General features: G+C 44.5%; 14 protein-coding genes, 5 tRNA genes and 1 other RNA gene. 12 read left to right on the top strand and 8 right to left on the bottom strand.

The window, feature by feature from the left end:
* Window positions 1-339: transposase family protein (locus C3420_RS03305; RefSeq protein ID WP_146048144.1), on the top strand; the 339-nt coding region annotated here is incomplete at its 5' end.
* A 51-nt stretch (window positions 340-390) separates the two neighbouring features.
* Window positions 391-1,263, top strand: coding sequence for a hypothetical protein (locus tag C3420_RS03300; RefSeq protein WP_103799685.1), 873 nt, complete (start codon window positions 391-393; stop codon window positions 1,261-1,263).
* 37 nt (window positions 1,264-1,300) lie between these two features.
* Here the strand turns inward: C3420_RS03300 and C3420_RS03295 are convergent.
* The 4 genes from C3420_RS03295 to coaD all read right to left on the bottom strand — a co-directional run bounded on the left by C3420_RS03295 (window position 1,301) and on the right by coaD (window position 2,610).
* Window positions 1,301-1,377: transfer RNA gene (locus C3420_RS03295), tRNA-Met, on the bottom strand.
* Between the two features lie 72 nt (window positions 1,378-1,449).
* Window positions 1,450-1,827: RNase P RNA component class A (rnpB, locus tag C3420_RS03290), an RNA gene on the bottom strand.
* 26 nt (window positions 1,828-1,853) lie between these two features.
* Window positions 1,854-2,117, bottom strand: a complete 264-nt coding sequence (locus C3420_RS03285; RefSeq protein ID WP_008305083.1) for a YfhL family 4Fe-4S dicluster ferredoxin — start codon at window positions 2,115-2,117, stop codon at window positions 1,854-1,856.
* Between the two features lies 1 nt (window position 2,118).
* Window positions 2,119-2,610, bottom strand: a complete 492-nt coding sequence (coaD, locus tag C3420_RS03280; protein ID WP_103799684.1) for a pantetheine-phosphate adenylyltransferase — start codon at window positions 2,608-2,610, stop codon at window positions 2,119-2,121.
* Between the two features lie 139 nt (window positions 2,611-2,749).
* Between coaD and smpB the strand changes: the two genes are divergently transcribed.
* Window positions 2,750-3,229, top strand: coding sequence for an SsrA-binding protein SmpB (smpB, locus tag C3420_RS03275; protein WP_008305081.1), 480 nt, complete (start codon window positions 2,750-2,752; stop codon window positions 3,227-3,229).
* A 59-nt stretch (window positions 3,230-3,288) separates the two neighbouring features.
* On the opposite strand, the gene C3420_RS03270 is transcribed toward smpB, so the two are convergent.
* From C3420_RS03270 to rluD, 3 genes are read right to left on the bottom strand one after another with little or no spacing between them, the layout of a single operon-like run.
* The gene (locus C3420_RS03270; protein ID WP_008307619.1) at window positions 3,289-3,849 is read right to left on the bottom strand and encodes a flavodoxin family protein; all 561 of its coding nucleotides are present in this window, start codon (window positions 3,847-3,849) and stop codon (window positions 3,289-3,291) included.
* A gap of 40 nt (window positions 3,850-3,889) precedes the next feature.
* The gene (pgeF, locus tag C3420_RS03265; RefSeq protein ID WP_008307617.1) at window positions 3,890-4,630 is read right to left on the bottom strand and encodes a peptidoglycan editing factor PgeF; all 741 of its coding nucleotides are present in this window, start codon (window positions 4,628-4,630) and stop codon (window positions 3,890-3,892) included.
* 40 nt (window positions 4,631-4,670) lie between these two features.
* Window positions 4,671-5,723, bottom strand: coding sequence for a 23S rRNA pseudouridine(1911/1915/1917) synthase RluD (gene rluD / locus C3420_RS03260; protein ID WP_008307615.1), 1,053 nt, complete (start codon window positions 5,721-5,723; stop codon window positions 4,671-4,673).
* 71 nt (window positions 5,724-5,794) lie between these two features.
* On the opposite strand from rluD, the gene C3420_RS03255 reads away from it, so the two are divergent.
* Both C3420_RS03255 and C3420_RS03250 read left to right on the top strand, forming a co-directional pair.
* A complete protein-coding gene (locus C3420_RS03255; protein WP_004814916.1) occupies window positions 5,795-6,784 on the top strand; it encodes an outer membrane protein assembly factor BamD in 990 nt (329 codons plus the stop codon).
* 190 nt (window positions 6,785-6,974) lie between these two features.
* Window positions 6,975-8,909, top strand: coding sequence for a DNA primase (locus tag C3420_RS03250; RefSeq protein ID WP_103799683.1), 1,935 nt, complete (start codon window positions 6,975-6,977; stop codon window positions 8,907-8,909).
* Window positions 8,910-8,974: 65 nt separating this feature from the next.
* On the opposite strand, the gene hemA is transcribed toward C3420_RS03250, so the two are convergent.
* Complete coding sequence (hemA, locus tag C3420_RS03245) at window positions 8,975-10,258, bottom strand: glutamyl-tRNA reductase (protein ID WP_103799682.1); 1,284 nt, start codon at window positions 10,256-10,258, stop codon at window positions 8,975-8,977.
* Between the two features lie 79 nt (window positions 10,259-10,337).
* Between hemA and C3420_RS03240 the strand changes: the two genes are divergently transcribed.
* The 7 genes from C3420_RS03240 to C3420_RS03210 all read left to right on the top strand — a co-directional run bounded on the left by C3420_RS03240 (window position 10,338) and on the right by C3420_RS03210 (window position 13,925).
* Window positions 10,338-12,050: a tetratricopeptide repeat protein gene (locus C3420_RS03240; protein WP_034425016.1), complete on the top strand. Its 1,713-nt coding sequence runs from the start codon at window positions 10,338-10,340 to the stop codon at window positions 12,048-12,050.
* A gap of 7 nt (window positions 12,051-12,057) precedes the next feature.
* Complete coding sequence (gene lolB, locus C3420_RS03235; RefSeq protein WP_004814911.1) at window positions 12,058-12,639, top strand: lipoprotein insertase outer membrane protein LolB; 582 nt, start codon at window positions 12,058-12,060, stop codon at window positions 12,637-12,639.
* A 22-nt stretch (window positions 12,640-12,661) separates the two neighbouring features.
* Window positions 12,662-13,492, top strand: coding sequence for a 4-(cytidine 5'-diphospho)-2-C-methyl-D-erythritol kinase (gene ispE, locus C3420_RS03230; protein WP_004814910.1), 831 nt, complete (start codon window positions 12,662-12,664; stop codon window positions 13,490-13,492).
* A tRNA-Gln gene (locus tag C3420_RS03225) sits at window positions 13,491-13,565 on the top strand. Before ispE ends, C3420_RS03225 begins: the two co-directional genes overlap by 2 nt.
* Before the next feature lie 26 nt (window positions 13,566-13,591).
* Window positions 13,592-13,666 (top strand) — tRNA-Gln (locus tag C3420_RS03220).
* A gap of 18 nt (window positions 13,667-13,684) precedes the next feature.
* Window positions 13,685-13,759, top strand: a tRNA-Gln gene (locus C3420_RS03215).
* A 91-nt stretch (window positions 13,760-13,850) separates the two neighbouring features.
* A tRNA-Gln gene (locus tag C3420_RS03210) sits at window positions 13,851-13,925 on the top strand.
* The last annotated feature ends 8 nt before the right edge of the window (window positions 13,926-13,933 follow it).

Below are 13,933 nucleotides of genomic sequence, written 5' to 3'. Positions count from 1 at the left end.
GATTTCGGTGCAGTGCATGATTTCGAGTTGTTCAAACGCAATTTAAACCAGATTCCTTTTGGGGCTTTTATCCTTGCAGATAAAGGCTATCAGGGGATTTATGTGTTGTATCCGAATAGCCTGTTGCCATTAAAAGCCAAAAGACGCTGTAAATTGGATCCCGAACTAAAAATCTATAATCAGGAAATCAATAAAAGAAGAATAGCAATTGAGCATGTATTTGGCAGTCTAAAAACTTTCAAGATCCTTGCTGAGCGTTATCGAAATAGAGGTAAAAGGCTTGGTTTGAGATTCAATTTAATCGCTGGAATCTACAACTTGGAACTGAGCAAAAAATGATTTATGAAAGAGGTCTATTATATTTATTCCAAATAATTATTTTGAATAAATATGCAACTTTCAACTAAAACACTGGAAAAACTGCGCGAACTTATTAATGAAACTACCGAATATAGATCCGGCCCTAAAATTATAGATTTTTTTTCGGCTTTTGATTACACAGATGTATATGGTCAAGGTTTTCCATCAAGATGGGCATACACAGATTCTCGTTTAGCAAAGATAAATAGTAGCGAAAAGATAAAAATCTGCATTCAAAGACTCTTTAATCCTATTAATTATATGGATGACCTAAAGAGATTGGATACGCTAATAGCTGATTTTAATAAGTATCTTCAATTTGATAAATTTCTAGTTGTTCGAAAAAACACAGAAATTCATCTTAAACCTATTCATGAAATAAATCTCGATGAAAACTTACATACAGAAAAAGAATATCTAGAAAATAACTTTATTAAACACGAATTCAAAGTTGATTACTCACAACTCAATTTAATACCAACACTACTTCCTGTAATTGATAGTCGAATGCGAGAAATTGAAAAAGCATTTAAAGCAGAAGCGTACTTATCAGTAGTCTTACTAGCAGGTAGCACACTAGAAGGATTATTCTTAAATATTGCATCCTCAAACCCTAAGGTTTTTAATTTATCTCCACATAGTCCTAAAAAAGATGGAAAAGTTAAAAATTTTGATCAATGGACGCTCAATAATTTTATTGAAGTATCCCATTCCATTGGAATAATCGAGAAAGATACCTATAGATTCAGCAAAGAATTAAGAGATTTTAGAAATTATATTCACCCATTTCAGCAAATGACTGAAAGATTCTCACCTAGAGAACAAACAGCAAAAATTTGTCTACAGGTCTTAAAATCAGCCATCTCAGATATTCAAACTAACAAAAATAAATTTCAGCCATAAAAAAACCCACTCAATCGGAGTGGGTTTTTTCAGAATATGGTGGCTATGACGAGACTTGAACTTGTGACCCCCGCATTATGAGTGCGGTGCTCTAACCAACTGAGCTACATAGCCTTAAACTGTGCGCGCATTATGAGTTTTTCTAAAAAAAACGTCAACCCCATAATGCACTGATTGATCAAAATTTGGTGAAGTGAGCCGATAAGCCGGGTTCTGTCGAGAACGATCATTCCTCTAGGCGTACAATCACTCATACGCTCAAGCGACCTACCCGGATCCAGCATGGGCCATGCCTAAAGGATCCCTATTTGGTCTTGCTTCCAGTGGGGTTTACCATGCCATGAACTGTTGCCAGTCATGCGGTGCGCTCTTACCGCACCCTTTCACCCTTACCTCCGATTCCGATTGCTCAGAACCATAATGAAGGCGGTCTACTCTCTGCTGCACTTTCCGTCGGCTCACGCCGCCCAGGCGTTACCTGGCACCTTGCCCTATGAAGCCCGGACTTTCCTCCCCTGCTTCAATCACGGAGATCTCCACAGCAGCGATCGTCTGGCTCACTTCGAGCCGCATAGTACCAAATCTGGCGACTAATTGCTTGATGTTTTTTGAGCAGTCAGTTTTTCATACTTGGCCTGAAGCTCCTCACGCGTCTCGGCATGGTTCGGATCAAGCGGGATACAGTCCACAGGGCAGAATAACTGGCACTGTGGTTTGTCGTGATGCCCGACGCATTCTGTACATAAGTCCGGGTTAATTTCATAGATGACTTCACCCATGAAAATTGCCTCATTCGGACAGACAGGTTCACAGACATCACAGTTGATGCATTCATCGGTGATATATAAAGACACGCTACCAACCTTGCTGAAGTTTACGCTCGAAGGCTTCAACCACGTTTGGCGGAACAAACTTGGTCACATCACCTCTTAAACGAGCAATTTCACGCACCAATGTGGATGAAATAAAAGAATATTGCTCTGAAGGGGTTAAAAATACCGCTTCAAAATGTGAATCCAGCTGACGGTTCATATTGGCCAACTGAAATTCATACTCAAAATCTGACACTGCACGCAGACCACGCAGAACTGCTGTAGCATTCTGCTCACGGAAGAAATTCACCAGTAGGCCATCAAATCCTACAAATTCAACATTGTTCAAATGGCTCAACGACGCTTGGGCCAGCTCAACTCGCTCTTCCAGACTAAATACCGGATTCTTGTGATGTCCAATCGCAATTGCAACCACCACTTCATCAAACATCTTTGCTGCACGGGTCACCAGGTCAATATGGCCATTGGTGATCGGATCAAAGGTCCCCGGATAAATCACACGAGTTTTAGACATCCATTTGTACTCTGTTTGTTATGTAGAATCTTATTTTAGCAAAAACTTGTTTTTTTGGTGAATAATCCTCATTAATTTAAAAAACTTCACCTTATTTCTAGTTGCGGTACAATAGCAGCACGTTTGGAAGTATCAGATTATGGCGAAAGCATCTATTGTAGTAAAAAAAAATAATGGCGGTACCATTGCACTGAATAAACGTGCCCGCCACGATTATTTTATTGAAGAGAAATTTGAAGCGGGGCTTTCATTAAAAGGCTGGGAAGTCAAATCAATGCGTGCTGGTCGTATGACCATCGTAGAAAGTTATATTACCTTTAAAAATGGTGAAGCTTTCCTGTTTGGTGCCCAGATTCAGCCGCTATTGAGCGCGTCTACCCATGTGGTACCTGAAGCGACGCGTACCCGTAAACTGTTGCTGAATCGCCGTGAAATTGAAAAACTTCTGGGTGCAATTAACCAGAAGGGTTATTCATGCGTACCACTGGCTTGTTACTGGAAAGGTCCAAATGCCAAACTGGAAATTGCCTTGGTAAAAGGTAAACAGCTGCATGACAAGCGTGCAACTGAGAAAGACCGTGACTGGCAACGTGACAAAGCGCGAATTTTCCATCGATAATGGTTACATAATACCTATAAAAAAACCTCCATAAAATGGAGGTTTTTTTATGAATCCAACTAAGCCTTCAGATTCATACGGGCCAGCGTCAAGGCAATATATTCACCGAACCACAGCGCAGTTTTTAAATCCCCTTCAGGTGGGGTTACTTCAACAGGTGCATTGTCAGATTGGGTCATGAGGCCCAGAAAGCTCGACATGCGATTCAAATCGGTAGTGGATCGACCTGTCGGCATTAACGGTAGACCTGACCACAACATGCCATGTTGCATCGCAAACAGATTAATCTGCTGCAAGACAGCCAGCTTGTCCCCACTTAAGCCACCACCATTGGTAAAAGCTGCTGCCAGCTTGCCTTGCCAGCTACGTGCCAGCCAGCGCTTGGACGACTGCTCCATAAATAACTTCATGGCAGAAGTCAGACTACCCATATAGGTCGGACAGCCAAATACAATTGCATCGGCAGCGTCTAGCACCTCCCAATCCACCTGTTCCACATTCATCATATGCACTTGGACACCAGTTTTTTGTGCGCCTTTGGCAATGAAGTTTGCCACTTTAGCCGTGTGTCCATAAGGACTGTGATAAACAATCGCAACAGATTGGGAAGATAGGGACATAACAATCAAAAACCAAGAATTTCAATCAAGTTTAACATTTTCATGCCATAAACACGAATGTTGCCATGCGTCCGGTTTTGGCTTCACGGCGATAAGAAAAATATTCCTCTGGCTGGCGATAAGAACACTGATCCCCGCCCAATACGGTATTTATGCCGTGTTGCTGCAAGATATAACGCGCAATCGCATACAGGTCGGCATAATATTTACCTGCCTGTTCACCGGCCTGAAATGCACTGTCCAGTTCAGGATATTTACTACAAAAAGCAGCTTTTACTTCAGCGCCAATTTCAAAACATGGCTGACTAATGGCCGCCCCGAGCCAGGCCCAGGTCGGCGGAGTTTGCATGGCAGTAACTGTATTTTCCACAATCCCACCTGCCAGCCCGCGCCAGCCTGCATGTAAATTGGCAACTTCTGTGCCATCTGCATTTCCCAGTACCACAGGTAAACAGTCTGCGGTCATCATCATCAAGGCGTGCGCTTTGCGCTGCGTCACCAGACCATCACCGATCAGCGCCTCAAATGGCATCTTCTCATTGATGGTATGACAAATCGTGCTATGGGTTTGGGTCATCCAGGTGATTTTATCCACGCCAAAAGGCTGGAAGTCTTTTAGCAACTGGATGCGATGTTTTTGCACACGCGCCGGATTGTCATTGACATGCAATGCCAGATTAAAGCCCGCCAATTCTGGCTGCTCCGATGGCTGTACCTGTTCATGATGAACACGGGTCTGCCCTACATAAACGCCTTGAGGCAAACCTTGTACAAATTGCATGTCTCTTTCCTTTTAATGACCAATGCTGGAAATGAAGAAATTAATAAGCCTTGTTTTCGCTGCGCAGTACTTCAACCAGATTGGTGAAATCTTCTGGCCACGGCGCATTAAAGGTCATTTCTTCTTTGGTCCGTGGATGTTTCAGACCTAAAGTCGCAGCATGCAGTGCCTGACGTTTAAAGCCACGCAAGGTATCTTCAAGCAACTGTGAAGCACCGGCTGGCATACGGACACGCGGCATATACACCTGATCACCCACCAGACCATAACCGATATAGCTAAAGTGCACACGGATCTGGTGAGTACGACCAGTTTCCAGACGCGCTTGAACACGGGTAAAGTGCTGGAAGCGTTCTTTCACATTGTAATGCGTGACTGCATCTTTGCCACCTGGAAGTACGGTCATTTTGACACGATCTACCGGATGACGTTTGATTGGCTCATCAATGGTACCGCCGGCAATGATGTTGCCATACACAACCAGATCATAAACGCGGTACACCGATTTTTTCTCAAGCTGACGGCTTAAAGAGAATTGCGCTTCAAGGTTTTTCGCAACGACCAGTAAACCCGAGGTATCTTTATCGATACGGTGCACCAGACCGGCACGCGCCAGTTCTGCTGATTTTGGATAATGATGCAATAAGGCATTCACCAAAGTACCAGAACTATTGCCTGCACCCGGATGTACGACCATGCCAACTGGTTTGTTGACCACAATAATGTCATCATCTTCATAGATGATATCCAGTGGAATATCTTCAGGAAGGCTGCGGGTCTGTGCTTCAAGTTCAACATTTAATGTAAGCGTTTCAAAGCCATCACATTTATATTTAGGCTTTACAGGCTGGCCATTGACCAATAAATTACCGTCTTTGATCCACTGTTTCAGCTTTTCGCGGGAAAAATCGCTCCATACGAGCGCGGCAACCTGATCGATACGCTGGCCCAGATAGGTTTCATCCACTTGAAATTGCAACGCTAAACGTGTTGCAGTTGTGTCTGAAGTATGGTTATCTGCATCCTCAGAATCTTCAAGTAAATTAAAATCAGTTTCAGGGAAATTAGAATTGGAAGATTGTGCTTGACTCATTTGCTCATTCAGACAAAAGTGGTTTAATAGTGCAATTGTAGCTCATTGCCCGTATTAACAGAGGAATTTTTATGTCGCTACCACATTATAAAATGACAATGCTTGCAATTACGTTAGGCGTTGCATCGGCAATGGTAGGCTGTAGCAGTAATCCAACAAAAAAAGACGTCGTGGATAAAGGCCCTGAAGCCAGCGAACAGGTTTATATTCAAAAAGCACAAAAAGCGCTTGATCGTCAGCAATATAGTGATGCTGCACGTCAGCTTGAAGGTCTGGAAACCTATTTCCCTACCAGTCAGTATGCAGCTCAGGCGCAACTGGATCTGATCTATGTCAAATTCCAGCAAAAGGATTTTGAAGGTGCAGTAGCATTGGCTGAACGCTTCATCCGCCTGAATCCACAACATCCAAATGTGGACTATGCCTACTATGTGCGTGGTGTAGCCAACATGGAGCAGAACTATAACGGTCTGCTGCGCTATACCAAACTGAAACAGTCACACCGCGATGTCAGCTATCTGAAAGTGGCTTATCAGAACTTCGTCGATTTCATTCGTCGCTATCCTTCAAGCGAATATGCAGTTGATGCTGCTCAACGTATGAAGTTTATTGGTCAGGAACTGGCTGAGCACGAAATGAATGCGGCGCGTTTTAATATCAAGCGTAAAGCTTACCTTGCGGCTGTTGAACGTGCGCAATGGGTGATTGAACACTACCCACAAGTGCCACAAACTCCAGAAGCTCTGGCGACCATTGCCTACGGCTATGACAAGCTCGGTGATAAAGCCACTTCACAGCAATATATCGAAGTGCTGAAACTGAACTATCCAAATCTGGTGAATGCCGATGGTACAGTGGACTTAAGTTCAGCACGCAGTGAAGGCAGTTTCTTTAACCGTGCAACCTTAGGGATCTTCGGTAAAGAAGCGCGTACCTACTCAGGTTCTGACAATATTCCGGAACCAAAACAGGAACGCAGCCTGACCAATCGCATGTCATTTGGTTTGTTAGATCGCCCTAAAAACACTGAAACTGAACAGCCTGAGCCGACTGCTGAATAAGCCGACTGTTACAGGTGCAATTTTGCAAAGGGCAAGGTATCATACTTGCCCTTTTGCCATTTCTGAGCAGCGCTTGAACAAATCGTGCAAAAGGTATACAAAGGAATTTATATAGAGCCGGCTTAATTCCTACTCTTAATTTTTCAATGATTTACACCTTATAAACGCAGCACGAGAAGCTCAGCAGACTATGGCCATTCCTCAACATACGATTGATCAGATTCTCGATCGCACCGACATTGTCGATGTGATTGGTCAATTCGTGAAATTAAAAAAAACTGGCCGTACCTATTCGGGCTGTTGCCCTTTCCATCAGGAAAAATCGCCTTCTTTCCACGTTTACCGTGACAAGCAGTATTTTCACTGTTTCGGCTGTCAGGCCAATGGGAATGCCATCCGTTTTTTAATGGACATTGGCAACCGTAATTTCATTGAAGTGATGAAAGACCTGTCCAGTCAGACCGGCATTGAATTACCTAAAGATAATCAGGAATCCAGCAAGCTTAAATATAAGCGTGAAGCAGCGAAGCCTAAAGCTGCAACAAAACCGTCTGCGCCAAAGGCAGCAACCAATACATCCAATAATCAGAATCAGGCACCTTCAACTGCCAGTGATACTGCATCGGTCACCAGTTTTGACCCTTTTGCAGAGTTTAAGAATCCTGAACAGGATTACTATAGCGATCCGTTTGCTGCTTTTGAGCAAATGCCAATGCAGGACGCGCCTCAGGAAGGCAACCTGTTTGACCTATTGGAAAATATCGCACAGTTCTATGAGCGCCAGTTACCGAATAGTGCGAGTGCACAGCAGTATTTCCGCCAACGTGGCCTCAGTGCTGAAACAATTGCCTATTGGCGCTTAGGCTATGCACCGGAAGACTGGCAGCACCTGGAAAAAGCTTTCCCGCAGGATATTGAAGGTCTCAAGCTCTTAGGTTTGATTCGTACCAGCGACAATGGTCGTGATTTCGACCTGCTTCGTGACCGGGTGATTTTCCCGATTCGAGATGCGAAAGGTCGCGTGGTCGGCTTTGGTGGCCGTGCGCTCAATGATGAAATCAAGCCGAAATATATCAACTCGCCGGATTCGGAAGTTTTCCATAAGAATCAGTTGCTGTATGGCCTGTATGAGGGCCGTAAGCAGAAAGCCCAAGAGTGGCTGATGGTCGAAGGCTACATGGATGTCATTGCCTTGCAGCAATATGGCATTCATGGTGCTGTGGCGACACTGGGGACTGCCAGTAATACCGAACATCTGAATATCCTGTTCAAGCAGAATCATCGTATCACGATTGCCTTTGACGGTGATGCTGCCGGTCAGAAAGCGGCACGACGTACACTTGAGATTGCCCTGCCGTTACTCAATGATGGTCGTGAGTTGAAGTTCTTTGTACTGCCAAATGACCATGATCCAGATTCATTGATCCGTCGTGAAGGCATTGAAAACTTTCGCCGTCTATTAGATCAGGCTCCGCTGTTATCCGATTTTGTATTTGCTCATCTGGCCCAAAACCATGATGTGACCACACCTGAGGGTAAAAGCCAGGTCATGGCAGAGTTGCGTCAGCTAACCGAGCTATTACCAAAGCAAGGTTCTTATCGCTATCTGTTGCAACAGTTTTTCCGGGAAAAACTGGGCTTTAACCGCAAATGGCAACCCAAGGTTAATAATGACGCAAGCTTAAGCTTTAGTACTAAGATTGATGCTGAAGAATATGTAATTGCAATCTTGCTGAATCATCCCTATTTGTACATTCATTTTGAACCATTGCGTGCCTTGGTTTCACCGGACCAATTGCTCTATAAGATCTTGAATATTCTGAATGTGATTTTTGATGATCTACCAGATGATCCAGAATTGTCGACTTATTATGTACTCGGTGCCTGTGCCGCACATCACCATGAATTACAGCACATCCTGCAACATGCCAATGTCAGCGACTATACCTCTTCTCCTGAACAGGCAGACAAGCTGGCAGCTGATTTCTCGACCAAGCTGCAATATCAATGTTTAAAAAACAAGATTAAGTCGAAGAAATTTAGCAGTATTGAAGAAATGAAGAATCTGAAGTTGCAGATTTTTGAGATTGACCGGAAGCGTACGATGACACTGCTTGAAGAATAATTTTCTTATTTTAAGTTGAGTAATGGAGATCTGTAGATCTCCATTTTTTATTGGATCGAAAACATCTAGTGCTTTGGTTTACGGCGTTTTAGCATGACCTCATGCAAGGTATGCTGTACCATCTCAAAACAGCTCGGGTCTTCAGCTTTGGCCGCTTCACGCAGCACAATCGAAGTGGGATGTAGCAGCTTTTGAGTCAGACGATGTGATAAATCTGCCAGTACCTCTACAGCCAGATCACCTTTGGCAATACGTTGCATGGCATGGGCCAGTTCTTCTTCACGTAACTGTTCACCATAGTCACGATAGGCATGAATAGTGTCACCTGCCAGATTTACTTTCTGTTGGGTAACCAGTTCAGTTGCCAGCTGATTGACCATTACTTCTGCTTCAACCGCCGCCTGACGACGCTGTGCCAGGTTTTCCTCAATCACGCTTTGCAGGTCATCGACACCATAGAGATAGACTCCATCCAGCTTTTCAACCTTGGCATCGATATCCCGCGGTACAGCCAGATCAACCAGTAGCATTTGCTGGTAACGGCGTTTCTTTAATGCCGCTTTGACATCAGCAAAATGGATCACCTGATGCAGACTACCTGTACAACTGGAAATGACATCAGCACGATGCAGGTTCGCTGCCAGCTGATCAAATTCAATAATTTCAACATCGACACGATGCGCGATTTCCTGTGCCAGACTTTCAGCACGTGCGCGGGTACGGTTGCAGATAATGACCTTACCGACACCCATTTCCGCCAGATGCTTGGCCACTAGGCTATTCATTTCACCTGCGGCAACAATCATGACGGTCAGTTTTTCTGGCTTGGAAAAAACCTGAATCGCCAGCTGTGCCACCGCATACCCCATCGATACAGCATGACTCCCCACTGCAGTTTCCGAACGCACACGTTTGGCGGCATAGAAGGCATATTCAAATATACGGTTGAGGTTTGGCGAAACGGTATGAGCTTCTTTAGCCAGGGATAAAGCGGTTTTTACTTGTCCCAGAATCTGCGGTTCACCTAACATCAGTGAATCCAGACCACTGGCGACACGCATCAGATGTGTAACTGCCTGAGCATTTTCATAGCGATACACATGGTTTTGCAGCTGCTTGACATCAACCCCATTTTTTTGGGCGAGCCAGTTCAGCACCATGTCGACATTGTCAGACATCGCGTAGATTTCAGTTCGATTACATGTAGACACCACCACCATGTCATTCAGCTCAGGGTGCTGGCTTTGTTCAGCAAGCAAGACACTTAATTTTTCAGGATTAAAAGCAACTTGTTCACGAAGTTCTACAGAGGCAGTTTGATGGTTGACACCCAATGCAAAGAAAGACATATCAGGTCATCATTTCACTAAATTTATGCTATTGTGCAACATCGGTGTCATAAAAAGCATTACTTGGATCAAGAAAAAATTGCGATATATCAACAGCCGTGGTCACGGCCATACAATTAAGCAATATTCTACCACATTCTTACTTGTGGGTAGCATGGCTTCCACTGCCCAGCTTCAGGCAGCAGGAACAGTTTACCATGCCAACCCAAATTATGAAGCAATAAAACAGAGTATGATCGCCGAGTTTGCTTTAGCTTCCAACGACATTCCAACTGCACTACATAACTATACTGTGCTGGCCATCAAGAGCAATTCCACCACAGTAAAACAACGTGCCTTGAATGTTGCTTTGGAACATGATGATCTGCGTGCAGCCCTTGATATTTCGACACATTGGGTAGTTCAGGAACCACAAGATGTCCCAGCAATGTTCTATCTGGCGCATATCGCCTTAAAAGCCCACGAATATGAACTGGCAGCAGAAACCCTAGATAAAATTCTACAGATTGATGACAGTGCCGATCTGGAAGAAATTCTTGCAGGAATCGTCCCAACAGATACTGACGATCGAAATTATCTGATACAGGCACTCAGTTCCAGCAAAGCCAAAAATAACCCCTCTATTCTTGTCCTGGTCGCAGGACTGGAAGCCCAGAATGGTCAGTTTGAACAGGCACTGCTGACCATTAATCGTGCTCTAAAGAAGCGTCCCAGATCTACGGGCTATATTCTGCTGAAGGCCAATCTGTTACAGGCCTTAGATGACCAGGAACAGACCTTAAAATGGTATGAAAAAGCCAGCAACAAAAACCGCAACAATATCGAAGTGCGCCTGGCTGAAGTCAAATACCTGATCAAGCTCAATGAAACTAGATTAGCCCTGCAAAAACTGGAAACTATTCTAAAAAAATGGCCTACGCATGAAGAGGCCTTATTTATTGCAGGCCTGACCAGTATTGACCTTGAAGAGTACGACAAAGCAGAAAAATATTTGGTCGAACTGCGCTACTCAGATCAGTATCAGAATGAAGCTTATTATTATTTGGCGATTAATGCCGAGCGTAAGCAGCATTATGAAACTGCCAAGGCCTATTACCGTCTGGTGGATGGCAGCCTGTATACCGTTTCCAGGCGTAACATGATCTCTATCTTCAGCAAGCAGGAAAAACTGACAGATGCCCTGCGTTTCCTGACCCAGGAACGGGTTAATTATCCACAACATGCCAGTTTTCTGTATCTGGCTCAGGCAGATATCTTAAAAAAGATGGACAACAAGAAAGCTGCCCTGCGTCTACTGGAGGAAGCCAGCAACAATCTCCCAGATGATCCGGAACTGGTCTATGCTCAAGTACTATTGTTAGATCCACATCAGGATCGTCTTCTGCTCGATCAGTTGCTGAAACGCTTATTGAACATTGAACCGAATAATCCAGCTTATTTGAATGCCTATGCCTATACACTGGCAATGCAGAACCGTCGTCTGGAAGAAGCCCGTCGTTATGTCGAGCAAGCACTGGAATATGCTCCTGAGCAAGCCTCGATTTTAGATACCTTCGGCTTTATCTGCTATCAGCAAAATGACTTTGCTACTGCTGCTCTAGCTTGGGAAAAAGCCTACAACCTGAATCCGAGCGCAAAAATTGGCGTACGACTGGCTCGCTCACTGTACATGAACGGTGATATTGAACAATTCCAACAAGTCTTTAAACAATTACAACAAAATTATCCGGATGATCCTGAATTAAAGCAGCTTCATTCGTTATTGTTATCACCACCGATGAAAACGAGTTAATTCTATTATGCCTAAGCTTAGCCAGCTGGCCTGTTGCTTCCTTGCATCAGGCACTTTGATTCTGACCGGTTGTCAGCAGATTGCGCAACCCAAACAACCTGCCACATCGGCAATTCCAACTGCTGAAAATGAATTCCAGCTCCAAGGCAAGATTGGTGTGCGTACCCCACAACAAAGTGGCAGTGCCTTCTTTACCTGGGCACAGCAGCAGGAACAATTTGATATTGAACTGACGGGTATTCTAGGCGTAGGCAAAACCCAGATTTCTGGCCAACCTGGTCAAGTTTCACTGAATAGTGCCAAAACAGGTCTGATTAAAGCTGCTACACCAGAAGAGCTACTGCAACGTGCAACTGGCTGGCAGGCACCGATTACCCATCTGGTCGATTGGGTACAGGCTCGTCCTGCGACCAGCAATGCCCAATTGCAAAAAGATGATACTCAACGCATCAGCCAGATTATTGAAGATGGCTGGACCGTGGATCTCAGTTATGCAGCACAGGCACGTCTGCCAAACCGCCTGATTTTAAAACAGACACTTGGGAATGGCGGTGAAAACCGTATTACAATGGTGATTCAAAATCGTTAATGCATTTGATTGAAACTTAACCATGATTCGTGTTCCCTCGCCTTCTAAACTGAATTTGTTTCTCCACATTACGGGTCGCCGACCAGATGGTTATCATGAGCTGCAAAGTATTTTTCAGCTGATTGATTTGTGCGACTGGCTGGAGTTTGAGCAAACTGCAGATAAACAGATTCAGATTGAAGGGCTGGCATCTGTCGATCTGGAACAAAACCTGATCTATCGTGCGATTCAGGTGCTTAAACCTTATGCAAAAGCTTATTCGGGTCTAAAAATCCGTCTGGAAAAAAATATTCCGATGGGTGCTGGACTGGGTGGTGGTTCATCGAATGCTGCCACCACTTTAATTGTCGTGAACCAGCTTTGGGATTGTGGGCTAACAATTGAGCAGTTAGCTGAACTGGGTGTCAAGCTTGGTGCCGACGTGCCGATTTTTGTTTATGGCCGAAATGCATGGGCAGAAGGCATCGGTGAACACTTAACATTCATTGACTTAGATCAAAAACAGTTCATTGTGCTCAAACCTGACTGTTTTATCAGCACTCAACTGCTTTTTTCACAAAAAACGTTGACAAGAGACACGAAGAGCTCTAAATTTTGCGCCTATCAGATAACGCCATCTGATTTCGGAAATAACTTTGAGCCACTGGCAAGAAGCTTATATCCTGAAGTCGATGAAGCAATGCAGTATCTCGACCAGTTCGGTGTTGCAAAGCTTACAGGTACAGGTGCCTGCGTGTTTATCGAAGTAACTGAAAAGATGAATGTAACCAACATTCTTGAAAATGCACCATGTAAAGCTTACCTGGTGAATAGTTTACAAGAATCACCATTACGTCATTTTAAGGTTTGTTAGGGGTATCGCCAAGTGGTAAGGCAGCGGGTTTTGATCTCGCCATCCGTTGGTTCGAATCCAGCTACCCCTGCCATTTTTCACCTGTAGATGTACTGTAGTAGGGGCGTCGCCAAGTGGTAAGGCAGCGGGTTTTGATCTCGCCATCCGTTGGTTCGAATCCAGCCGCCCCTGCCATCTTACAGTCATCAAATTAGGGGCGTCGCCAAGTGGTAAGGCAGCGGGTTTTGATCTCGCCATCCGTTGGTTCGAATCCAGCCGCCCCTGCCATTTTCTCAAAAAAGACAGGACATGGTTTTGCAGTAAGAGTGTTAATTTACCTTGACACAATAGCGCAAAAATATTAAAGTTCTGCCGCATTAGGGGTATCGCCAAGTGGTAAGGCACCGGGTTTTGATCCCGGCATTCGTTGGTTCGAATCCAGCTACCCCTGCCATCTACTTC

It is taken from the genome of Acinetobacter sp. ACNIH3, from assembly GCF_002918965.1.
GTDB classification, from domain to species: Bacteria; Pseudomonadota; Gammaproteobacteria; order Pseudomonadales; family Moraxellaceae; genus Acinetobacter; species Acinetobacter schindleri.
Note: the sequence above shows the minus strand (reverse complement) of the source record. Positions and strands in the feature narration are given on the sequence as shown.